The sequence below is a fragment of the Bradyrhizobium sp. CSS354 genome (assembly GCF_029051725.1).
Lineage (GTDB): Bacteria > Pseudomonadota > Alphaproteobacteria > Rhizobiales > Xanthobacteraceae > Bradyrhizobium.
In genome coordinates, this window is sequence record NZ_JAACFU010000021.1 from 53,299 (window position 1) to 76,996 (window position 23,698).

Annotated in this window: 11 protein-coding genes and 4 pseudogenes; 9 read left to right on the plus strand and 6 right to left on the minus strand. The window is 59.4% G+C overall.

What is annotated here, in order from left to right:
- The first annotated feature begins 720 nt into the window (after positions 1-720).
- The 5 genes and pseudogenes from GWG67_RS33110 (at position 721) to istB (ending at position 6,735) form a co-directional block, all read left to right on the plus strand.
- Complete coding sequence (locus GWG67_RS33110) at positions 721-3,069, plus strand: UPF0149 family protein (protein WP_275173702.1); 2,349 nt, start codon at positions 721-723, stop codon at positions 3,067-3,069.
- 280 nt (positions 3,070-3,349) lie between these two features.
- Positions 3,350-3,478: a hypothetical protein gene (locus tag GWG67_RS33115; RefSeq protein WP_275173703.1), complete on the plus strand. Its 129-nt coding sequence runs from the start codon at positions 3,350-3,352 to the stop codon at positions 3,476-3,478.
- A gap of 257 nt (positions 3,479-3,735) precedes the next feature.
- Positions 3,736-3,980: pseudogene (locus GWG67_RS33120) on the plus strand (ATP-binding protein); the annotation flags it as partial.
- Positions 3,981-4,455: 475 nt separating this feature from the next.
- Positions 4,456-5,968 (plus strand): annotated as a pseudogene (istA, locus tag GWG67_RS33125) (IS21 family transposase).
- A 14-nt stretch (positions 5,969-5,982) separates the two neighbouring features.
- Positions 5,983-6,735 (plus strand): IS21-like element helper ATPase IstB, encoded by a 753-nt coding sequence (gene istB / locus GWG67_RS33130; protein ID WP_275173704.1) that lies wholly within the window; start codon positions 5,983-5,985, stop codon positions 6,733-6,735.
- A 287-nt stretch (positions 6,736-7,022) separates the two neighbouring features.
- Here istB and GWG67_RS33135 read toward each other — a convergent pair whose 3' ends face one another.
- The 3 genes and pseudogenes from GWG67_RS33135 to GWG67_RS33145 all read right to left on the minus strand — a co-directional run.
- Positions 7,023-11,699 carry a shikimate kinase gene (locus GWG67_RS33135; protein WP_275173705.1) on the minus strand — a complete coding sequence of 1,559 codons (4,677 nt, stop codon included), beginning with the start codon at positions 11,697-11,699 and terminating at the stop codon, positions 7,023-7,025.
- Between the two features lie 32 nt (positions 11,700-11,731).
- Entirely contained in the window at positions 11,732-13,828 is a 2,097-nt protein-coding gene (locus GWG67_RS33140) for a DUF1601 domain-containing protein (RefSeq protein ID WP_275173706.1), read from the minus strand.
- A gap of 1,197 nt (positions 13,829-15,025) precedes the next feature.
- Positions 15,026-15,230: pseudogene (locus tag GWG67_RS33145) on the minus strand (IS6 family transposase); the annotation flags it as partial.
- 385 nt (positions 15,231-15,615) lie between these two features.
- Between GWG67_RS33145 and GWG67_RS33150 the strand changes: the two are divergent.
- From GWG67_RS33150 to GWG67_RS33165, 4 genes and pseudogenes are all read left to right on the plus strand, one after another.
- A pseudogene (locus tag GWG67_RS33150) lies at positions 15,616-16,207 on the plus strand (FMN-binding negative transcriptional regulator).
- A gap of 2,237 nt (positions 16,208-18,444) precedes the next feature.
- The gene (locus GWG67_RS33155; RefSeq protein ID WP_275173707.1) at positions 18,445-19,176 is read left to right on the plus strand and encodes a response regulator transcription factor; all 732 of its coding nucleotides are present in this window, start codon (positions 18,445-18,447) and stop codon (positions 19,174-19,176) included.
- A gap of 76 nt (positions 19,177-19,252) precedes the next feature.
- Positions 19,253-20,614 (plus strand): type II and III secretion system protein family protein, encoded by a 1,362-nt coding sequence (locus tag GWG67_RS33160; RefSeq protein ID WP_275173708.1) that lies wholly within the window; start codon positions 19,253-19,255, stop codon positions 20,612-20,614.
- 9 nt (positions 20,615-20,623) lie between these two features.
- The gene (locus GWG67_RS33165; protein WP_275173709.1) at positions 20,624-21,235 is read left to right on the plus strand and encodes a CpaD family pilus assembly lipoprotein; all 612 of its coding nucleotides are present in this window, start codon (positions 20,624-20,626) and stop codon (positions 21,233-21,235) included.
- A gap of 178 nt (positions 21,236-21,413) precedes the next feature.
- On the opposite strand, the gene GWG67_RS33170 is transcribed toward GWG67_RS33165, so the two are convergent.
- The 3 genes from GWG67_RS33170 to GWG67_RS33180 form a co-directional block, all read right to left on the minus strand.
- Complete coding sequence (locus GWG67_RS33170; protein ID WP_275173710.1) at positions 21,414-22,451, minus strand: EscU/YscU/HrcU family type III secretion system export apparatus switch protein; 1,038 nt, start codon at positions 22,449-22,451, stop codon at positions 21,414-21,416.
- Positions 22,448-23,263: a type III secretion system export apparatus subunit SctT gene (gene sctT / locus GWG67_RS33175; RefSeq protein WP_275173711.1), complete on the minus strand. Its 816-nt coding sequence runs from the start codon at positions 23,261-23,263 to the stop codon at positions 22,448-22,450. Before sctT ends, GWG67_RS33170 begins: the two co-directional genes overlap by 4 nt.
- Before the next feature lie 159 nt (positions 23,264-23,422).
- Positions 23,423-23,698, minus strand: coding sequence for an EscS/YscS/HrcS family type III secretion system export apparatus protein (locus GWG67_RS33180; RefSeq protein ID WP_275173712.1), 276 nt, complete (start codon positions 23,696-23,698; stop codon positions 23,423-23,425).

A 23,698-nucleotide genomic window follows, 5' to 3' on the forward strand; every position in this document is an offset into this window, starting at 1 on the left:
TCCTTGACTACGACCTGTCCACGCAAAAGCTCAAGTTCACCTTAAAGGCGTCCGACTAGCGCCTCGTCGGGGCTAGTTGCGACCTGTCGCGACTGGTCGTCGGTGGTTGCGCGACTAGCCTTAGGAGGATCATCTTCTCTTTGTGTGACGACAGTTGTCGCGACCTGTCGCGGCTCACGAGTCGTGACCGGTCGCACCTCTTTAATGTATGCAATGTGCTTCGCGACGGAGGTCGGGGTGATGACATACTTCTCGCCGAACTGTCTTTCCATTCGGGGCAGTCGAGATGGCCTTTCGCGCAATACCTCTCTGGATCGCACCAGTCGTAGGGGATGAGGCCCGCATTGGCGATCGTTATCCTGTCGGCTGCCCCTCCCCGGCTTTGGCTTTCGGCATTGGCGCCTGGTTCACCTTTTCCCGGCTGCCTTCTTGATCTGCGGACTTGGTCCATTTGAAGGGTTTCGCATTTCTGTTGTGCAATCGATGAAGGTACGGATCGGCCTCTAGTTATCTGACCGACGACGCTTGCACAATCCACCCTTCGGCCCTCGAGGGCACCGTCGATCGTGAACACGGCAAAGCTCCATGAGCTCGATCCGTAGGCCTACCTCGCCGACGTGCTGGAGCGCATGTGTCCGGGCGAACCAAGAGCTATCAGCTGCACGAACTGCTCGCCTGGAACTGGAAGGCGGCGCACCAGCGCACCGCACAGATCGCCCCATGAGCCCGCGTCGTCACAAGGCTTCGTCGTCGATGGCGGCCGCCGCGATGCCCCTTGCGGAGCTCGATCGGTGGCTGCAGGCTCGCGTCGATCGGCATCCTGCAGCCACCAGCATCCCCATGATCGACGGCTATGTCGCCGCGATCGTGGCCGGACCGGTGTCGATGAGTCCGCTCGACTGGATCTGTCCGCTGCTCGCCATCGATGCCGATGCTTTCAACCACGGCGACACCCCGGAGTTCGCGGCGCTCTCCGCTATCGCGCTGCGCCATTACGACATCAGCAACGTCCTTACGACCGCGCCCGACCAGTTCGAGCCGATGCACCGGCGCAAACCCAATGGCGACGTCGATCTGCGACCCTGGTGTCAGGGATTCTACGCCGCGATGCGGCTCAGGCTGCCGGCGTGGGCGCCGTTGCTGGACGCCGGCAACGTCAATCACGGCCTGGTTCTGCCCATCCTGCTGCACTGTCGCGACGATCAGGGCCATCCACTGCTCGGACTGCCACCGAGGGACCCCGAGACCGGCCACTTTCTCCGTAACGTCGATATTCCAGCAGCTGTCGAGGACGCGCCAATACTGGATGCCGATCCGCTACGCACGCCCCCTGATCGCCGCAGACGTGGGAGCTCATACCGGTTACGATTGACCATTGAGAGCCGCGGGGCCGGCTCGTTTCTTGCGAATGTGGCGATGCATTACTTCACGAGCGACGGCCTCGTCAGGTTTTCGAAAGCCTGCCCGAGTAAGGTTGCTCAGGTGATTTGTAAACGTGAGGCTGGAATGGACCCGCACAATTTTGACTCATTCAATGTGAGAGGTTGGCCGCAGGTTGAGCCTCCTGTCTCGCACGAGCCTGAAGTGAGCGACGTCGGCCAAGGGGCCTTTGAGCAGCAATTGCACCAGGCGCGCCTAGCCGGTGTCGCGATGCCCGATCGGGGGCCGCGCGGTGGCCTCCGTCCCAATGTGTCTAGCGACGGCCAGCAGTCCCCCAATGGGCTGATGGGTGCAATCGCCAGGAGCGACATCCTGCCAAGCGAGGAGCTCCTCATCAACGATGAGCGTGATGCAGCTGGGTTGAGAGCAGCGAAGAGGCCGAGGACCACAAACAATCCACAAGCGGCTGCCATTGAGCGGCAGCCGAGCGAGATCGCCAATTTAGGTGAAGATGGTGGAGCAATGCCGCCATCTTCGGCGCTGCGGCCGGCTCAGTCAACGGGGGTTGTGATACGGCACGACAGGCGGCCTCTTTATTCCGAGGATGCTCCCGCGATTTCGGGGCTTGGGGAGGCCCTCATCAAGGACGGGAGCGCCAAAGTCACTGCCGAGCGGTATGTAAGTTCTCTTGTTGGCTTTAGCCGCTGGCTCTTCGCAAAAAAGAAACTGAGCATTGTTGCTCGGCTCGACAGTAATTCGCTGAATGGCAGTGACGTGCCCGAGTACATCGGAAAGGGTGATCCCAGGCTCCTCACTAGGGCATTAGACCATCTCCGGACCTTGCGGTCAGGAGCCGCGCCGATCATACGGCGCGCCAAGCTGAATCTTCACGCCTTGAACGTGGCCCTCATCAATCCCGAAGAGGCGGCAGTGATGGAGCGGAGGCGCGTCGGCGCCACCGCTGCGAAGCACAGCGGGTCGCAGGAAGCTGACACTCGACGAGAGGAGCTTCAGGGACGGCGGGATAATCAATCCGCCCCGTCGGCTTTCGTCCAAGAGCACGTCGCGTTCTATCCACAGCAGATTGCTCCGGAGGAGCTTCGGCGAGTGCTGGATCATCTGAATGATCAATCCATCCCGTCCCCAGTCTCCGTCCCTTCAGCGGAGCTTGAGCGACTGGAAAGGGACTTGCATGACGAGCTTCGCGGACGACAGGACGATCACGCTGCCCAGTCGCTCTCCGTCGATCCAGAAGAGTTTACTTTCAATCCAGAGCAGTTCTCTCCAGGCGAGCTTCAGCGAATGCTGGATGATCGATCCATCCCGTCACCAGTCCCCGCCGGTCCAGAGTACTTCGCTCTAGATCTTGAGCAGTTCTCTCCGAAGGAGATTTGGCGGCTACTGAATGCTGATGAACCCGCGCCGTTGGGAGTGGCATCTAGTTCAAGCCCGGCAGATCGGTCGGCTTGCGAGCCGGGTCCGCTGCCGAATCTATCAATGTACCTCCCCCTGGACTTCCAGCACGGCCCCCAATGGGCGTCGGAAGACTTCATGCAAGGAATGCACTTGCATAACCTGCTGCCGAGTGCGTCTCAGCCGGAGACAAAGTTTCGTCTCAACGGCGTGAACTACGCGGCAACATTAGGGCCGGCAGGCCATGAGGATCAGGTGTTTCTGCGGCTAACATAAACGCCGGATTGCCGTACGGAAAAAATGACGTATGAAAGCGGCGCTCGATCAGCCGCTTCCCTTCCAAGTGTTGGCTTGCTTGAAGATAGTTCCTGGCAGAGGAATCAAGATCGTCTTGGCGCGCGGCATCTGGGACTCGTTCTCCCACTGACGATCGGATCGTAGCATTGGGGGAACACCAGACGAGCGCCGAGAGCACGGATGCGTTCCATCAGGTCGCGCTGGCCGGAACGCCTCACGGCCAAACGCCTCGTCGGAAGACGCGCCCTCGAAAACTTTGTTGGCGGCCTCCAAGGTTGTTTCGGTGGAAATCCAGAAAAGTGGTGATGGCCACTTCGAAGTGCCGGTTGATGATCTCGGCAACATCATCGGACCATTTGTTTCGCCCGTAAAACTAGTGACGCTCTAGCATTACAGTTGGTGCGCCGGGAGACCGGCACGGAGTAGGTGGTGGAAGGCCACTACGATGAAGGAGTAGCGATCCACGTCGGCCCCGAGCCGTGCGTAGGCATCCGTGAGGGTCGGCGAAGCGTCGGCAGGGGAGTGCATAGCCCAGCTATTGAGCCGCGAAAGAATGGGCCGGCGCCATGGCGCAGAGATCGCGGCGTTGGTCGACGCCGAGAGGTTCTGGTCCCCAGTCGTCCAGTCAGGTCGAACTCAACGTGACTCGATGATTGGGGCCTCCAGGCCATCGACGCCAATGCCCGCCACTATCTGCTCGAAATCCTCGAAGACCGCTACGGCCGTCGGTCAACACTCGTCACCAGCCGCTTCCAATTGCCAAATGGCATGAGCTTATAAATGACACGACTTACGCTGATGCCATACTTGATCGCCTGCTTCACAACGCTCATAGGCTTGAACTGAACGGTGACTCCATGCGTCGCCCGCCCGTTCTTTCTCGGCCTTGATTACGCGGTCGGTCGATGAGGACCGAGACTGCAGCCCGCGAAGCTGACCGGCCGCTACGGCACCGTTGGGGGTGCGCGTCCGGTCAGCTTAGCTCCGTCGAGCGACACCGTGATCTCTTCGACAGCCGCTTGACCACGGGCTAACGATAGGCCAATTACCCCTAACGATCGGGTGCTTCACCTGCGCGCGATCAGATCAGAACGCTGCGCGGCAGCAGATTGGAATAGCTGCGCGCGATCATTGGAATCCGCACATGCGGATTCCGATTTATTCCGGCCGGGTATTCCGATCTGAAGCCGGCCCCCGTTCCGATTTGAAGCCGGCCACGATTCCGAAATAAAACCGGCCGGCATTCCGACCTGAAGCCGGCCGGTTTTTCGGGAAGGCAGCGTTTTCGTTTGGGTCAGTCCCTCGGGCATCAAGTCCCTCGTTGATCAACGGGGGAAGCGGATGCCTGCCAAGAGAGAACTGACCATGCGACAGATACGACAAATGCTGCGGCTTGCCCGTGATGGGGTGAGCGCCCGGGAGATCGGCCGCACGCTCGGGGTGGCGCGCAGCACGATCCAGGACAATCCTCAAGCGCGCCTCAACTGCCGGGCTGACCTGGCCTTTGGCGGGCGATCTGACCGATGCCGTTCTTGAACAGCGCCTATTTGCCCACGCCGGCGTCAGGCGCGGCTTCCGTCGGCGCGTCGAGCCAGATTGGGCCTCGCTGGCCTGCGAACTGAAGCGGCCTGGCGTCAATCTGATGGTGCTTTGGGAAGAGTACCGCGCGGTTCACCCGGAAGGATATGGCTACAGCCGGTTCTGCGATTTATTCCGGGAATTCGAGCGGCGTCTGTCTCCGACGATGCGGCAGGACCATCCGGCCGGTGACAAGGTCTTTGTCGATTACTCCGGCAAAAAAATCATGATCGTCGATCGCGAAACCGGGGTTGTGCGCGACGCGGAGATCTTCGTCGCCGTGCTTGGCGCCTCGAACTACACTTACGCCGAGGCGACCTGGACGCAGACACTTCCGGACTGGATCGAGGCCCATGTCCGGATGTTCCGGTTCTTTGGCGGGGTGCCACGCCTGGTCGTTCCCGACAATCTGAAATCCGGCGTGCACAGGGCTTCGTTCTACGATCCTGAAATCAATCGCAGCTACGGGATGATGGCGTCCCATTATGGCGTCGGCATCCTTCCGGCACGGCCACGAAAACCCCGGGATAAGGCAAAAGTGGAAGCCGGGGTGCGTTTTGCCCAGACCTACATCCTGGGGCGGCTTCGCCGGCAGACCTTCTTCTCGCTGGCCGAGGCGAACGCGGCCATCGCCGCCGCGCTGGAGCGGATCAACGCGCACATCATGCGCCGGCTCGGCGTTAGTCGTCGACGATTGTTCGAGACGGTCGAGATGCCTGTCCTGGCGCCGCTGCCGGATGCCGATTATCAGTTTGCGGAATGGCGCGTGGCCCGCGTCTCGCTCGATTATCACGTCGAGATCGATGGGTTCTTTTACTCTGTTCCCCACGGGCTGATCCGGGAGCAGGTCGACGTTCGCGCCACCACCCGGACCATCGAACTGTTCCATCGGGGTTCGCGTGTTGCTGCTCACCAGCGCCGCTACGGCGGCCGCCGGCATGGCACTGATCCCGACCACATGCCCAGCGCGCATCGACGTTACGCCGAGTGGACTCCCGAGCGGTTCCGTCGCTGGGGACGATCGATCGGACTAAACACCGACGGTCTCGTCCTCGCCATCCTGGCCAATCGGCCTCATCCCGAACAGGGATTCCGGACCTGTCTGGGCGTGCTTCGGCTGTTCAAGGATCTCGATCCGGAACGCGCCGAGCTGATCGCGGCCCGAGCGGTTGCGGTTCGCGCGCTGACCTACAAGAGCATCGCCTCGATTATCGCCAACAAGCTCGACCGCAGCGCTCGCGCCACCGATGACGCCGTCGTCGACCATCCCAATCTCCGCGGCCCAGGCTACTTCCATTGAAAGGAAAATCCAGCATGCTGACCCACCCCACGCTTGACCTGCTGCAAAATCTTGGTCTCCACGGCATGGCCAAAGGCTTCAAGGAGCTTGATGCTCAGCCCGAAGCGCGCAGCCTCGAACATGCCGAATGGCTGGCCCTGCTCCTGGAGCAGGAGAAAACGCAGCGTCAGCAAAAGCGGTTTGAAAGCAGAGCTCGCGCCGCCAAGCTGCGTCATGCCGCTTGCGTCGAGGATGTCGACTACCGCGCTATCCGCGGGCTCGACCGCGCGCTCTTTCTAAAACTCGCCGCCGGCGACTGGATCCGGGCGAGGCATAATCTCCTCGTCACCGGGCCGTGCGGCGTCGGCAAAAGTTGGCTTGCTTGCGCCCTCGGCCACAAGGCTTGCCGGGATGACTTCGCCGTAGCCTACCATCGCGTGCCGCGCTTGTTCGCCGCTCTCGCACTCGGCCGCGCCGATGGACGGTATACCAGGATGCTGCGGGCGATCGCACGACTCGACCTGCTGATCCTGGACGACTGGGGACCAGAACCTCTCGACGCCGACCAGCGCCGCGATCTGCTCGAAATCGTCGAGGACCGATACGAATCGCGTTCGATCATCGTCACCAGCCAACTGCCCGTCGATCGCTGGTACGAAATCATCGGAAACCCCACCATCGCCGACGCGATCCTCGATCGGCTCGTTCACAATGCCTATCGCATCGAACTCAAAGGAGAGAGCCTCAGGAAGAAGAAGCAACCTGCTCAAGATCAACCGGTCTCTTGACCTTCCCAGCCCTCAACGACATCATGAATTTGACCCATGCGAACGACGCCACGGGTGGCCGGCATCAGATCGGAATACCCGGCCGGCTTCGAATTGGAATGCATGGCCGGCTTCGTCGGAATCCGCACGTTGACTGGCTGCAATAGTTCTCGAGCCGATTCGCCAGCGGACGGTACGACGACGACGAGCCAACCGTCTGTGAGAAGCGGTGCTGTGTGAGCGCTCTCCGTTCTGGGCAAATTGCGGCACATCCATGGTGCTCGATGCGCTCGTTGCGAGCCCCTTGTCTAAAGCGCCGCTGGGAGCACCCGCACGCTGCTCCTCGGATGCTCCGGTTCGACAGAAATGCCAGCGCGAAGCTTCTCGTGGAGCTTGTTCAGACAGATATCCGTACTCTTGTTAAGTTTCCGGTCTGTCAGGTCAATTCTGAGATCGGCTCGTCCGAAGATAGGGGCACGCTCGCGCATCAGCTCCCTCATCTTTTCTTCTCGGTTTTCGGTCTGCAGCAGCGGGCGTGTCCTGTCTTTCGCCAAGTGTCGGATGATCAGGTCGAGGTCCGTGTTGAGCCATATCGAGATCGCCTTCTCGCCGATGCACTTGCGGGTCTTCTCGTTGACGAAGGAGCCTCCCCCTGTTGCGAGCACCACGGGCCCCTGCGCAAGCAATTGCGGGATCGCCTGCTCCTCAAGCTCCCTAAAGTACTGCTCGCCATACCTTTCGAAGATCTCATTTATCGAGTTTGCGCCGGTCTTGCCGCTGACCACGTGGTCGGAATCGATGAACTTCAGTCCCAGCCGCTTGGCGAGCTTGTCACCGATATTGGATTTCCCGGCGCCGGGCATTCCGACGAGCACGACCGACTTCTCGCCCAGGGCGGCAACAATCTCGTCGGCCATTGGAGACGTCTTTGCCATATATGGCCGTGCTGCCCGTTGGATAGGCGCAGCGCTGGCCCCGGCTCTGCTGACGGATTCGGCTTTCCAATGGGGAATGTCCCAGACCCCATCGGGGACCGTGACCTGCTTGCAGATGTCGCGCGCGCGCTGCTCGAGCTGCTCGACTCTCGATTGATCGGGTGTCTCTCTGCTGCCTCGCTGCAGCATCTTGTAAGTGTCGTGATTGGCAAGTTTGGCCTTGTAGCTGCCTGGCGTATGGAATTCCACCTCGAAGCGGTAATCTTCCGGCGTGGCGAATATGGTTTTGATTCCGACAAAGCTCGGATTGAGTGTCCTGAACCGGTTGATTGTGCTGACCTCGGTGTAGCCATGCTCCTCGAAGGCCAGCACTGCTTTCCTGAAACCAGCTGTGAAATGTCTCTCAGGGATTTCGAAGATATGGCGCACGGCGTTGCTGATCAGCTGTGAAGCGTCCCCTGAGAGACGGCTGATGCCGGTGAGCTGGTCTTGCATCGAGGCTTCCGATCTCAAGCGTCGATCGTAATGGGGCAAGTTCATCCGAATGTCGTGTTGTCCAAGATGTTCGATTACCTCACGTACGGTTGCCGTAATTGTCACCTCTTGTATTGTCGCGCGATCGGCCTCACTTTTGGCGCGGGCGGTGGCCTCTTCGCGGGTCAGTGTGATCGACGTGTCGGAATCAGCGCTGGCAAGCCGTCGGTCGGACGGTTCGGGCAAAATGCCTCGTTCCACAGCGAGCTTGAGCGCGGCTTCCATAACTGATGCCGCCAGCGTGGGATTGCCCTTCAGATTCGCCAAGGTCGCATCGACATCAAGCCTGCCCTGGTTGATGGCTGCGGCAAGACCTTTGGTGTAAGGGACCGCGTTCAGCCCCGGCGTCTGCTGCAGCAGCCGCTGAAGCTGCTGGCTTTTCTTCGCAAAAAGGCGGGCGCCAGTATCGGATTTATAAGCGTCGGTCCCGACCTTGATGCCGAGGCTCAGGAGATTGTTGGCGCTTTGCACGAGGTCATCGGCAACGTACCCATCCGGCCGCGGCTCGATGCGCGCCGGGTAGTGATCGATGATCAGCTCGATGCGTTCTCGTGGCTGAGCCGTGGCTGGATAGGCCGCCGCGAGGTCGGGGAACAGTTCGCAGAGTTCCTCGCTCACCGTCGGCCTCCCGTGGTTTCCGCGCTCGCCGGCTGCGGGCAGGACCTCCTCGTGGGTCGCCCACGCCTCAAGATCGGCCATGAGCAGATCGGCGATTTCACGGGCGACCGGATGATCTGCGACCTCGATCTCGCGGCCCACCTTCTCGAGCCTGTCCTCGATGTCCTCCCGGCTCACCTCGTCCTGGGTTAGCAGCACTCGAATCTCGCGCCTGAGCTCGTGGTGGATGCCCTCGTAGATCCCGAAGATAGCCCGCTCGGCAAACCAGCGCCGTGCCTCTGGGGATTGCGCCAGAAAGTCTCGCTGCAGGCCAGTATAGGTCCCCAAGACATTTTGCGTCGCGGCCAGGATCTGGCTTGCGCGGCTGAACTGGTATTGCTCGCCTTCAATCGCCGGAGTGTGCGATTTGGGCGGCTTGAGCGAGTGCACGCCGCGCGTCTGCTCGGTCTGGTCGAACTGCCGGACATGCTGATAAAGCTGAGGCCGGTCGCCGACAATAATGACTGCGTCACCGTCGAAGTCGCCATCGAGCTTTTTCTGTTCCGCGGGCGGGACTGCAACCAACGAACCCGGAGCGAATACCTCGGTCGCCTGCAAGATGCCGACGCAGTCGAGCAAGCTGTCCGCCTTGGCGCGGTCCTTGACCGTCGTCCAGTGCGAATGACATTTGATGTCCTCGGCAGACAGCACCAACCCTCGATCGGCGAAGGTGGCCGGCCACATCTCGTCGGGCACCACGATCAAAATACCCTTGGCAAACAATATCGGATCGTCGGCGGCCAGTTCGCCGCTGGATTTTTCAGCGACATTGAAGCTGTACTGGATAGCGACGCACCAATCGAGGAATATTGCGGTCGGGTCGCCATCAGCGCTCGAGCCGACCAGTGCCGCCGCGAATGGGCGGAGGTTGGGCTTGTCATATGGCGACCGCCCGATCAGCACGCCTTGCGTCCCTGTCATGGTCTCGCTCTTGAGCGTCGGCACGTGAAGGCGGCCATCACTAGAGGGCACTGCGACCGCGCTGGGGCCATCGATGTGTCCACAAGTCACTGTGCGGTAGACGTCTTCAGAGTTCAGCTCTTGTCCTTCTCGGCCCGCGAGCCAGCTCATGGCCAACTTGCGCGCCTCATCGGCCACCGCTTCGCTGCGCGGGTAGTGTTGCAGTGCCGAGGCGGGCAGCGACGCTCTGCGTCCCTCACCATGGGCCGGCACTCGCTCCAGACTGTCCTGGTCGCAGACGCGCCGAACCGCCGGCATGCGCTGGGCGAGTGAGGTCTTGATGAAGCCGCAGCCATCATGCGGGCGCAACGCGATTTCGCCGTGCGCTCCGCTGAGCCTGAATGGATGCGCCTCGTCGGCTGGGCGATCCGGCAGCAGCGCTAGGCTGAACGAACCCTCAAGCGCAGAGTCGCGGGGACCGAGACCGTCGATTGCCGGTGGTGCTGCAAAGCCTCGGCGCTGCGTATAGAAGTAAGCTTCCTTGAACGGAGCCCAGGCGCGCGAAAGCCGCTCGAAGTCGGTGCCGGCGGCGGTGTCGGCGTAGGGGATGGCCAACAGCTTTCCCCCGGACGGCTCAACTCTGGGGTCGTCTGGCCCGCGCGCCGCGATTTGCGCCAGCGTCACTCTCGGTGGCTTCAACTTGCTGCCGCCGAACAAGTCCATGCGGTAGGGCACGCCGTCGACGGTGAGCGTCCGCGCCAGCATGAACGCGCTCGGCTTTGCCGGTAGCTGCACCGCGACCACCGGGACCTGCCCCTGCGTCATGCGATGGAACACCGAATATCGAGTCTTGGGCTTTGTCGAATCTCGAGTCTCGGGCTCCGTCGCTACGAGTCGCCCCTGCAGGTCGACGACCGGCAGCAGCCGCATCTGTCCCGCCATCCCCTGCGGCGGTCTTGGCTCGTGGTCCATCTCCTGCAACACCTGATGCACGTTGAACTGGGACGCTGGACGGTTGGCCTGGACTGTTGCCGCATTCTCCGCCAGAAACGAATCCAGCGCATCAAGCGGGCTGTCGGCCTCGATCTGCGCGATCAGATTCCAGCTCATGTTGGACAGGTCGCGTTCGATCAGCTCGCGCGTGCGGTGCAGGATATCCTTCGTGCCGGCCTGCAGCTCCTGCTGTCTTGTCTTGAGATCAGACTTGTTGCCCTCGACATAGGGCCGTCTGTACAACCGCTCGAGGACCGCACGGGTCTTTAGCACCTGATAGATCGACAAGGCGGGGCAGCGGCTCGCAAGCGGGCCACGGGTCCGCTCCGCATCGCTTGCGCCAAGATGCGCCGTGATCTTGTCTATCACCACACCCTGGATGTTGTTCAGCAGGTTGAGCGCCGGCCTACGGTGCCAGCGCAGTTCTTTCTGCGAACTGCGCGCCAGCGGCAGCACGGCGACACAGAGATTGCCCATGGTTTCGAGATTGTTCTCCGCATCAAAAGTAGGTTGATGGCACAATTCCTCGAGCCGATTTAGTCCTGGCCGGGCGAGCAGACCGAGATCGTCCACCAGGCGGGTCTTATCCAGGGCCTTGAGGATGTTGGAAATGCTCAGAACGTCAGCAGTTTTGAGGCGATCATCTGCATAGTGGAGATGGTGGGCCAGCTTCTGCAACCGATCCTTCAGCAGCGCGGTCTCGATCATCTCGGCGCTGTCCTCTGCCGCCATGACGCTTCGGGCCAAAGCATGAGCGAGCATGCTCAGCTGAGGCGTGGTGAAGGCACCGAACCGGTGCTTGCCCCGACCGAGTCCCCGCGCGATGTCCACCAGCGCCTGGCGACATGTCTCCTCGTCCAGCCACTTGCTGAAGCCGTTCGCCAGGTTGGCCAGAGCCGGCGGAGTAAAGTCAGCGAGCTGGCGTCGAAGAACTTCACCGGCGATGGCGGCCGCGGCTTGCCCCATGCGCTCCTCTGCCGGCCACTTACTGAACCCGTTCACCAGGCCTTGCGCGTGTTCTCCTGTTCCGGCCACTTGCTGAAAGCGTTCACCAGGTTTGCCAAATCCTGCGGAGTAGAATCAGAGCGTGCGCGCCGAGATATTTCACCGGCGATCACTTCTGTGGCTCGGCTCGTGTGCTCCGCTGTCGGCCACTTGCTGAAACCGTTCACCAGCATTGCCAGACCCTGCTGAGTAAAATCGGAGTGTTGGCGGCGCAGGACTTCACCAGCCATCAGCTCTGTGGCTTGACCCGTGTACTCCTCTGTCGGCCACTTGCCGAAACCGTTCACCAGCTGCACCAGGTCCTGCTGAGTAAAATCAGAGAGTCGGCGCCGAAGGACTTCACCGGCGATCTCCACTGAGGCTCGGCTGGTAACCTCCCCTGTCGGCCACTTGCTGAACCCGTTCACCAGGTTTGCCAACCCCTGCTGAGTAAAATCAGAGAGCCGGCGCCGAAGGACTTCACCGGCGATCTCCACTGAGGCTCGGCTGGTAACCTCCCCTGTCGGCCACTTGCTGAACCCGTTCACCAGGGTTGCCAACCCCTGCTGAGTAAAATCAGAGAGCCGGCGCCGAAGGACTTCACCGGCGATCTCCACTGTTGCTCGGCTGGTAACCTTCCCTGTCGGCCACTTGCTGAACCCGTTCACCAGGTTTGCCAACCCCTGCTGAGTAAAATCAGAGAGCCGGCGCCGAAGGACTTCACGGGCGATCGCTTCTGTGGCTCGGCTCGCGTCCTGCCCTGTCAGCCACTTGCTGAAACCGTTCACCAGGTTGGCCAGCTCCTGCGGGTTAAAGTCAGGAAGTCGGCGACGAAGGACTTCACGGGCGATCGCTTCTGTCGCTCGGCTCGCGACCTGCCCTGTCGGCCACTTGATGAAACCGTTCACCAGGCTTGCCAGCTCCTGCGGATTAAAGTCAGGAAGTCGGCGAAGGACCGCACCGGCGAGCATTTCTGCCGCTCGGCTTGCGTCCTCTCCTATCGGCCACTTGCTGAAACCGTTCACCAGGCTTACCAGCTCCTGCGGATTAAAGTCAGGAAGTCGGCGAAGGACTTCACCGGCGAGCATTTCTGCGGCTCGGCTTGTGTCCTCTCCTATCGGCCATTTGCTGAAACCGTTCACCAGGCTCGCCACCTCCTGCGGATTAAAGTCAGGAAGTCGGCGAAGGACTTCACCGGCGAGCATTTCTGCGGCTCGGCTTGTGTCCTCTCCTATCGGCCACTTGCTGAAACCGTTCACCAGGCTCGCCACCTCCTGGGGATTAAAGTCAGGAAGTCGGCGAAGGACATCATCGACGAGCATTTCTGCGGCTCGGCTTGTGTCCTCTCCTATCGGCCATTTGCTGAAACCGTTCACCAGGCTCGCCACCTCCTGCGGATTAAAGTCAGGAAGTCGGCGAAGGACATCACCGACGAGCATTTCTGCGGCTCGGCTTGTGTCCTCTCCTATCGGCCATTTGCTGAAACCGTTCACCAGGCTCGCCAGCTGTTGCTCGTTAAAGCGTGAGGATCGGGATCGGCGCTCAATGACTTCACCGGCGATGGCTTCTGTGGCTCGGCTCGTGTTCTCCTGTTCCGGCCACTTGCTGAAACCGTTCACCAGGTTTGCCAGTTGCTGCAGATCAAACTCAGGAAGTTGGCGCAGAAGGACTTCACGTGCGATCTCCACCGCGGCTCCCCCCGTTTCCTCGCCTCCCGGCCACTTGCTGAAACAGTTCACAAAGCTCGCCAGGTGCTGCGAACTATAATCAGATAGGTGGCCGCGGGTGCAAACCTCGCGGGCGATCGCGGTCGTGGCTTGAAAACACGCCTTCTCTGCCGGCCACTTGCTGAAGCCGGTGGCCAGCAATGCCAGACTTTGAATCTCGACGTCTTGGACTGCCCGCTCTCCATCGGAACAATATTTTGCGATGCTCAGAATTCCATCGCGGCATTTTGGTTGCCGTCGGTGGCGACCGAAGGACAACGCGAGGAGAGAAAGGGCGCGGGAGTCGCCCATTCGGTTCATGAGCGCCTTGTCGAGCCGTGACACCTGAGCCGCCACGGCTTTGCAAGCGTCTATACCGGCCTCGCCTGCGGCATCCTTGCTCACCTCGTTGCACGTCCTCGCGTAGTCCCACAATGACTGGACATTTTCTCTCAGCTGCGGGACAAAACGAGCAACGAAATCGGTGGCCGCCCTTTGCAGGAACTCTGCGGCGTCTGGTCCTTGCAGCTGATTGCTGCGATGCACCGCTACATCAGAAAAAGCAGAGATGTCGCACGCGCGAGCGATCTCCCTAAGGGCCGCGTTAAGCTCATCTGCACGTCTGGAATGCGCTCTCGAGATTGCACCTTGAGCGTTCTGCGCAGCCGCATTGTCGATCCGCGGCCCTCCTCCTCGGCGACTGACGCCGGAGACGGATTGCCTATCCGGCGGGAGCCCGCCCCTTCGCGAGTTCCCCGCCACTGCGGCGCCAAACGCATGTGGCGGGAGCGCACCTCCTTGCGAGGTTTCGCCACTTCGGTCGCCGCGCCAGGGCTGACCTCCCGAACGCAAGGGGCGCGCGTCCCCACTTGGGGCGCCACCGCAGGATTGAAAAGGTCGCTGCGAGCTTGGGCCATGGACCGTCTGCGTGGATACATCATCGATCCGCCACCTTGCAGGTCCACAGTCGGACTCCGATTGCGTGCGCGGCTCGAGTGAGCCTGTTTGTGCACTTTCAGCCTCTCGATTATCGTGCCGCAGTTCCTCAGAATGCGACGAGTCAGAATCGGGCAAGGAGCGGACTCGACGAGGGCCCGCACCGATTGCGCCCCGCAGCGCAGCTCCGAAAATTCGATTTGCGCCGAGGGAAGGACCAACTGACCTTTCCGATAAGACACCCGAATTGCCTGGCACGATGCGCGAGGAGCAAGCTGCCGAGCCTTGACGCGCCCGCTCCAGGGCAGAACTGAATGACGGTTCAGCGCGAGACTCTTCGGCGTCTTCGCCTTGGTTGGTGCCAGATTCCGAGACGGGCGACTTTCCGCTGGCGTCAATGCCCCTCATACTCATCTCCGATGCAAACGGGACAGTGCTTCCCGGGCCTACAAGTTTCACTTCTGCCGTAAGACGAGAGGCGATCGCGCGCTCGATGCTACCGTTCTGACCTGATTTGAAGCTGACCTCTTGAGTGATTTCCCGCAGAAAAGTGGACAGGGTTAGGCTGCTTTTTCGCTCCATTTCGATCGGGGCGACATATCCGATGACGGAATGGAGACGGTTTCGACTGTTGAAGCCCTCGATGAAGGCGAAGGGCGCCGTCAACTAATCGGCCGCTGAGCCTACGAAGGCACTTCTCAGAGGTTCGAGAGTGGGCGATAGCGCCTGTCGTGGAGATCTCGCGCAAAGTCGCAAAGGCCCGCTCGCGCGAAGCACGACGGAGGTCGGCAGACGGCTCCGGATAGGGGATATGGAGAAGGTTCGGAGCTTGAACTGACAGAAACCGCTGAGCCTGATGGGCTGCATGGAACGGGACTGGCCAGCCTGGAAATTGCCGTCAGCTGCGATTATCGCTGTCGAGCGCAGACGACTTCGTGGCGAAGCTGCCGCGCCGGCTGAAAGCGTCACCCGACTGCCTATGTTGTCTTGCCGAATTGAGGCGCCCGCCCGAGATCTCACGTAAATAGCTATTTGCGATGGTGATCGTCTGCGGGACACTAAGAAATAAGAGATTCCAATGGTGCACCCCGTTACAATAAGAGGAATAGGTATCGCTGCGGTCGAAGTCGTTCCACGAATCGTAATATTCGTCATAGGGCCAAAGCCGCTGGAAATCATCTGCCGCCCGACATTATGAGCTCGGCTGTGATCGATCCAAGCGCGGCTTTCCGTCGGGCTGCCGGGGACCTTCGCCGATGGACACGCCGCCTTCCTTCCAATTTGTCGATATCGCCGACCTTCATCAGAAAATGCGCGAGGCACGCTCGGCGACACTGATCACCGCTACTCACGAAGGGCTTGTTGGAACCATGCAGCTCGTTGTACTCGACGAGAATAAGGGCTCCCTTGGCACGATTTACGCGCACGTGGCGCGTGCGAATCCGCACTGGAAGCTGACATCGACTGGTGAGGCTATGGCCATTTTCGCGAGGGCGCAGGCCTATGTCGGCCCCTCCAGGTACGGGACCAAGCAGGAGAGAGGCGAGGCCGTCCCGACTTGCGGTTGAATTCTTCGATGATACCGATCGCCTCCGGGAGGTGGTCACGCGGTTGACCGATGTGCATGCTCGGGCAAGACCGCTGGGCGGTCTCGGACGCGCCTGCCGATTTCATCAACACGGAACTAAGGGGATTGTCGGTCTGCGATTGCAAATTACGCGGCTCGATGGCACACGGAAGATGAGCCAAAACCCCAATGCAGTGGATCGCGCCGGCGTCATCGAAGGATTGTCGGAGAGCGAACGCGACGAAGATCGTCATTTGGCTCACCTCATTCCGAATGGATGACGAACCCGAACGACGTCATGTGAACAAGCATGTACGAAATAGATTTCTTCGAGTCTCCTGTCATTGTGACAGGCCGCTGGCGCTGACCTCGCCTCCCGTCGGGTGCCATTACGCAGCACAGAACGCCTGAACTATTTGCTGAGCTATCTCGGCGACGGCTCCTCGGCCTTGTGCTCACGCCTCCAGCTGAAACCAACACCAAACTTCTGGCATGAAGTTCATATGCCTTTCGGGGCGTACCAACTTGCCCGGTGCCGTGATCGTAATCGGCTCGGCTGAATTCCGGATATCAGCGCTGCGGCCTTCGGGAGAACGACTATGCGTCGACGTCACAAGCTCGTTTGTGGGGTCTGAGGTCGCTACTACCATTTGTCAGGCGTTCGGCACGCCGCCTTTCCCGCCCAATTTGCCGGCTTAGCCGGCCTCCCCGGCGAAGCCATGCATGAGACGCCACAGTTCAGGCTGCAATTATCAACCCGCGCATTAGAGCTCGATGACGAGGCTCGCAATGTCGCCTCAGCCCACCCGCAATCAGCTCTATCGCGATCCTCGACCGCTCGAGTTCCATTTCGCATGCTTCGAACACATCGGAGCACCGGTCAGCCCGACCTACATTTGTTGCTTCTGATGTGCGAGGTTCGCAAATGTCTTTGAAGCAGTCGGCTCATGTTTATGCATCGCTCGTGATAACCCTCAGCATGCGCCGATGCGCCGCTCCATGATCTATTCAGCAGTTGGATGCGGTCCATAAAAACAATGGATTTGTCGATTTTACCTGAAGGCCGATAGTGCAATCGCTGCTGGAAGGAGCATTCAGGAATATCGTGCGCAGGGTTCGCCAGTCCGTCGCTGGCCAACTCAAGGACGATTTGGCGGCATGCAAGACGTGGATACACAACGGGCTGCAGATTGGCTGTTAACTGCGACGTCCGAGCCGAATCGATCTATCGCACTATCGAGCACGTAATGGCTTGCCCAAAACGCAAAGAAAGATTGCCTGATTGCTCGTGCGCGGGACGTCGTTTTGGCACATGAGCTCACTAGGTCGACCACCGTGTGCCAGTCGATGGCCTCGCCCGGGTTAGCTCGTCGCAGTTCGGAGCCCCCGCAAGGGAGTTGGTATTCGTTCAATCACTGTCAAAGCCACTTGAATCGCACCTAACGTCAGAGTGTAGGCTTTGCGACAAGTCGCGGCATCTGTCGCTTCAACACTTGCTGAGAGTTAGGCAACAATAGCGAATGTCTGAAGGCTATAACATCACGCCGCGCGACTGCGTGACGCTTTGCGAGATCCCTCCTGCCGAAGGCCTATCGGAAAGATCTCTTGTGCAACAGGGCGTACGATTCGGCGCTGCCCAGTAGCAGCCGGAAAACTGCGAGCGGACCGAGAGCAAGGCGGACTGTCTCCGTCCGCCCCCTGCCGCTCCTAGACCAACTTCGATACCACGCCGTTTGCGCCGAGAGATGAATTGCACGCGGCGCAACCGCTCAAACCAGATGGATGACGACGCCAACATGCGGCCTAATCGATTGCTGATTCACTTCCTATTGTTTCCGCGGCCACATTTCTGGACAACACTGCAGCATCGGGGACGTCAGACATGACTGAATATAGCGACTGCTGGAACTCGCTAGTTTATCTCACCGGGGAGGGAGCCTTCCTCCCGTCTGAGCCAGATCGGTCGTTCGTCACCGGTAGCTATTGGCTCATTGGCCTGCAGAGGCGCAATCTGCCTTCTGGCAACTTGCATTGAGGGTCACTTGGCGAGCCATCAGATCGACAGCACAGCAAGACCGACGCAGACCAATCGATTTGGGAGCTTCAAACGTCGAATCCTCGTGTCTATTCAGGCAGAAATCCGGCCGTTGTCTCGTGCGTTTTGCTTCAGGCTCGGAGAGCGGCAGTATCGATACCGTCCTCAGCGGGTCAATGACCGCAGTAACTGCAGGCATACGGATGCGCCAGCGTTCTGCTATGGCCCTCGATGTCCAGAAACGATTCAGGCACTCTTCCAGCCGGAAGTGGCATCTTGAGCGTCGCCGACAATGCGTGCGATTCCGGGCGAGGCGCCAACAGGCTGAACAAGCTCGGGTGACGCTGGTCGGCGGCGACCATGATCTCCGCCATTGGTCCGGGCTTCGGACAGTCAGACGAAACGGGAGCTTGAGATCGGCCAGACCTCATTTACGGCCGTAATGCGCTGGGCTTTTGGGACAGATGTGCGAAGGGCGATAGAATGCGAATTCTCGTGGTTGATCGTGATGCGGATTTTGCGCGCGCTGTAAAGGAAGCGCTGTTGGTTTGCGGTTTTGCCGTGGATGTAGTCCGCATTCTTGACGAGGCGGAGACCGCCCTCGCTTGCGCCAGCTATCACATTGTTTTGCTCGAACTGGTTTTGCCCGATGGAGATGGCTTGGACTGGCTGAAGCAGTTGAGACGCGAGGGATGTTCGATTCCCGCCATAATAGTGAGCAAGTTGAACGATCTGGGCAGGCGAATCGCGATCTTCAACGGCGGCGCGGACGATTTCCTGCCCAAGCCAATATCTATCGATGAACTCGTCGCTCGTATGCGAGCCATTTTGCGACGATCGCCGCAAATGACAGCGCCCGTCCTTACATTCGGAAATCTACATTTCGATTCTATCGGCCGGCAAGTTTCAATTGATGATCGGAAATTAAGTGTCGCCCGGCGCGAACTGTGCATTCTTGAACATTTGCTCAGCCGCGCTGGCCGCACCGTATCACGAGCGTCACTGGAGGAGAGCCTCTATGCGTTCGACGACGAGGTCTCGACCAACGCCCTAGAAGTTGGGATCTACCGCTTACGCACACATTTGAGCCGGTCCGCCGCGACGCTACGGATCACAACTGTGCGCGGCGTCGGCTATGCACTTGAACTGGCGCAGGTGCCCGCTGCGCAATCGATTGAACCTGAAAGCGAAGGCTCCCTTGAAGTTCGCTCCTAACACTCATCATGGCAGCCGCGGAGGGCCGAGCGCCGTCACATCTGCCGCTCTTCCCTGCATTTTTTGTGCGCTATGTATGGTCGCTCTACTATCTCCTTTTGCCGCCACAGCTCAGGTAAAGCGGGTTGGTACTGTGGGGACGCCACGCGCGACTGCTGATAGCCTTCAGGGAACTCTGAATCTTTCCTCCTCGCAGGGCAAAACAATTCATCTCCCAGCGCCAGCTGCGAGCATCTTTGTTGCCGACCCGACGATCGCGGACTATCAGGCGCCGTCGAACACGACCATCTTCGTCTTTGGAAAACACTCGGGGCGGACCAGCTTGTTCGCCTTGAACGATAATGGCGAGGCGCTAGCCGAGCTTCGCGTTGTCGTCACCCAACCTATAGAGGATCTGCGTGCCGCGCTGAAGGCGCAGCTCGGGGACTATCCGATCCAAGTTAGCTATACGCCGCGCGGCGCGATTCTTAGCGGAACGGCACCAAATCCCGATCTCGTCGACAGCGCCAAGAAGATCACGGAGCAGTTTCTCGGTGAGGATGCGCTGATCGTCAACAAGATCCAGGTGGCCGGTTCACTTCAGGTCAATCTTAGCGTGCGCGTCGCCGAAGTTTCGCGCACCGCCTTGAAGGAGCTTGGCATTAACCTCTCTGCCTCGGGTCAAACCGGCCCTTTCGTTTTCGGCTTTAAAAGTGGCAAAGCCGGTGGTGCCAGCGCCACCCGCGGAGCCGGCTCGGCAAGCGCCGGGTACGGCATTGGCGGTGCGAACGTCAGTGCTGTTCTAGACGTACTCGCTAACGAGAACCTCGCGTATTTACTGGCTGAACCGAACCTTACCGCCATGTCCGGCGAATCAGCAAGTTTCCTGGCAGGCGGCGAATTTCCGATTCCGGTCATGCAGGACAATCGGCAGGTCTCAGTCCAATTCCGTCAATTTGGGATTAGCCTAGAGTTCGTCCCGACGGTTCTCAGCAACAACCAGATCAATCTTCACGTGAAGCCTGAGGTCAGCGAGCTGTCGAAAGTAGGTGAAGTCAGCGTCAATGGAATGTCTATACCCGGTCTTTCCACGCGGCGTGCCAATACGGTCGTCGAGCTTGCCAGCGGTCAAAGCTTTGCAATCGGAGGGCTTATCCGGCGCAATTTCAGCACGGACATTGGCCGTTTTCCTTGGTTGAGCGATATGCCGATCCTGGGTGCGCTGTTTCGTTCTTCCTCGTTTCAGAAGGACGAGACGGAGCTGGTAATTATTGTCACGCCCTACATCGTGCGACCCGGATCGAGTCCTGGCAAGATGAGCGCGCCCACTGACCGCATCGGTCCACCCTCGGATGCAGGGCGCACTTTAACAAACACGTTGGCAAGTTCGCCGCGAGGCCGTGATGCTCCCAAGGCACAACCAGGCGCTAACGGCGGCGCCAACTTTATCATCGAATGAGGACAGCGCATGAGCTTGCGAAATCTGTATTGCTTGATCGCTATTTCGGCGAGCGTAGGTGGATGCACAAACGGTTCTGCGATCTATTCTGGGCAGGCTGAACGAGCGATCCGGATAGAGCAGAAGACAAGCGTCTTGCTGCTACAGGGCGTTCGTCGCGTCGAGAGATCTCGTCTGCGGGACTTCGTTGCGAGCGCCAGTCGCGGTCGGCGGGATGCACTCCATCTCGATGTCACGGGCTCACCCAGGCTGATTGCGCAAGTGGCCCATGATGCCCGCGCGATGGGTGTTACCCCTTGGAATATCCGCCTGTCCGATTCCGCCATCAGTCTGCCCGCCCATTTCGGGGTAAGGATCGAGGCGACTATCTACGAAGCACATCCTGCCATCTGCCCACCGCGTTCGATCGTTGGCCCTTCGGTAGACGACAATTCTTTCAATCCAACGCTTGGCTGCTCCATCCAGAACAACCTGGGAGTCATGGTCAACGATCCCGGCGACTTGCTGGGCAATGAAGCTGTCGTGCCAACCAGTGGCGATCGTGCGGTGCTTCCCTCTCCGGCCCGCAGGACCATCACGCCGACTGACCACGGCAACTTGGAGCATGGAACTCAGAACTGAGTTCTATCGGAAGTTCATGAGCAGCTCATCAATTCTAAGCAGCATACGGCGCTATGTTGGCTGATATTCTGGTCAGTCGGTCAGCGATAAGCAGACGATCCTACAAACAATGTTCGCTTTCCTTCGTGATCGCGCCGTTTGCAGATCAGGTTGTGCAATTTGTGGCGTGCGCGCGGAGCTAGACCATGCCTGCGGCAAAGAGCGCTTTTGCAACCCTCTCGAAGCAGTCGATCGGAACGGCCTTCCCCAATGCTGCCTTTTGGATCAGCTGACGCGTCAACATATCGTCCAGGACAATGCTGAGATGCAGTGCCCGCGCCTGACCAAGCAAACGTGAAGCAAGTTCGCCCTCACCGCGACAGACCAAGACCGGAACACCAGTCTCACCACGAACATAGCGCAGCCCAATCAACATTGCGGGGCCGGTCAGGATCAATGTGGCCCGATGAATACCGAGCGGCGACTCGTTCGCCGACTCGCGCCGGTGCCGACGGTGTTCATTCTTTATGTGAGGATTGCCCTCCTGTTCCTTGGACTCGCGCTTCGCTTCGCTCTGCGTCATGCGCATATCGCGCAAGAACAGCCAGCGCTGAAGTAGTAGATCAATCAAACCGCCGATCAGAAAAGCGCCGGACGTAATCTCGATCAGAACTTTGAGCTGGTTAAAGACAAACCCGAAGCACGCCAAACCGCAGACGGGCAAGTACACAAGCGCTTTCCAACTTGCGGCCACAACAAGAAGAAGGGTTCCACCGAGAAGCAATACTTTGATTAGTGACTTGCCGAGCTCCACAAGTGATCGCTGAGAGACAATCTTTTTCAGCCCTTTGACGGGATCCAACTTCTCAAGGCCTGGTTTCAGCGGCTCTATAGAAAATGTCGGCCCGCCGCTAGCCAGGACACTGGCCAAGATAGCCGCAATCACCACCGCTCCGATGATTGGGGCAACTGCCGCAATAGAAATTTCCATCAATCCGACCAGCGCCTGCCGGACCGCACTATCCAAGGGCTGCGCCTGCAGCTTATTGACTAGCCGCAACGCTTGTTGCCAGCCGTTTTCAATCTGGCCCGCTCTAACGTATAGGCAGCCGAAACCTGCGCAAACGCTGACGCCGGTGACAAAGTCGGCGCTGCGCGGACTCTGTCCTTTCTTACGCGCGTCCCGTAGCTTCTTGGGGGTTGGTGGAAGGTTCTTCTCTTCGCTCGCGCCGTTCATTTCAAGAACTTCGCAAGCCACTCCAGCACGCCGTTGAACTGGATGATCTCCGCGCCCATGTATTCGATGAGATAGACGGTGTAACTGATCATGATGATGCCAAAAGCGACATTCTTGATGGTTAGGCAGTGATCGTTGAGCTTGATTTGTGGCGCAAAGCGCCCGAGCAACATGAGGGATATCTCGATCAGGAGCAGTAGGGCCGTGACAGGCCCCGAAACCAGCAGGGTCGTATGCATGATATGGTCGAGGAGCGCTACAAATTCCGTTGCCCCTTGCGGCGTCAGGGTAGGAAGTAGCTGATATATGGGCCAGATCAGATAACTGTCATAGAGGCATCTGACCATCGTCTGCAGACCTCCAGACACAACGAAAATCGTAACCGCAGCGGTCCCGAGAAAGAGACCTGTCGCCGAGACTTGGCTGTGGGTCGCAGGATCGTCCACCTGGCTCGAAACACCTCGCTGCGTATCTATGATCTCACCAACCGCCTGGATGCTCCATAGTGGTATACCGAGCAAGATGCCGATCAGCAGGCCGATGAATATCTCCTTGAGGCCAATGAACGCGACGACGATCATACGGGTGCCTGGATCTAGCGTCTGCAGGCCATCCTTGATATGCGCCAAGCATGGCAGTCCGATCACGAGCGCCAAGCTACCGCGGATCATCCCGCTAATGTGCAGTCGCGTAAATACGGGAAGCACTAACGTGATGCCTAGACTGCGGGCTGCACCTAGGCCGGCCGCAACAACGAAGTCCATAGCAGTCTGGATCAGTGTTTGCGTCTCGGTGGGTGACAAACCAGGCATTTGAAATCTGCTAGTCGCTTGCTTCGGCCAATGGAACAGGCCCCGCTCGCCCTGCCCTGATGTTAGAAGTCGAGAATGCCGCAAATAATCGGCTGGGTTCGCCCCCATCGACGGCAGATGGCGGTACTATCGCAGAGACTTTGCCCTGCCTTCCACTCGCTAATACTTCGCTGTAAGAGTGGGGAACTCAGCGAAAATATGCTGGGCTTGTTCAATAAGCGGGGCGCTCAGCACTGGAGAAAATAGAACTAGAACGGCGACGACGACGGCGAGCTTCACGGTGAGGGGTAAGGTTTGATCCTGGACCTGCGTTGCCGCCTGGATGATGCCAACGCCCAGTCCGGCCACGAGGGCTGAGAGGAGCGGTGGCAGAACCCAGATCATGAATAGGACAAGCGATCGGCTGAGGTGAGTGAGTATGTTGGCTTCGTCCAC

Excerpts from the sequence above, each read along its gene's own strand:
- istB (WP_275173704.1), top strand. The coding sequence starts at position 5,983 with ATGCTGACCCACCCCACGCTTGACCTGCTGCAAAATCTTGGTCTCCAC.
- GWG67_RS33135 (WP_275173705.1), bottom strand. The coding sequence starts at position 11,699 with ATGGGGCAAGCCGCGGCCGCCATCGCCGGTGAAGTTCTTCGACGCCAG.
- GWG67_RS33165 (WP_275173709.1), top strand. The coding sequence starts at position 20,624 with ATGAGCTTGCGAAATCTGTATTGCTTGATCGCTATTTCGGCGAGCGTA.
- sctT (WP_275173711.1), bottom strand. The coding sequence starts at position 23,263 with ATGCCTGGTTTGTCACCCACCGAGACGCAAACACTGATCCAGACTGCT.
- GWG67_RS33155 (WP_275173707.1), top strand. The coding sequence starts at position 18,445 with ATGCGAATTCTCGTGGTTGATCGTGATGCGGATTTTGCGCGCGCTGTA.
- GWG67_RS33110 (WP_275173702.1), top strand. The coding sequence starts at position 721 with ATGAGCCCGCGTCGTCACAAGGCTTCGTCGTCGATGGCGGCCGCCGCG.
- GWG67_RS33170 (WP_275173710.1), bottom strand. The coding sequence starts at position 22,451 with ATGAACGGCGCGAGCGAAGAGAAGAACCTTCCACCAACCCCCAAGAAG.
- GWG67_RS33160 (WP_275173708.1), top strand. The coding sequence starts at position 19,253 with ATGGTCGCTCTACTATCTCCTTTTGCCGCCACAGCTCAGGTAAAGCGG.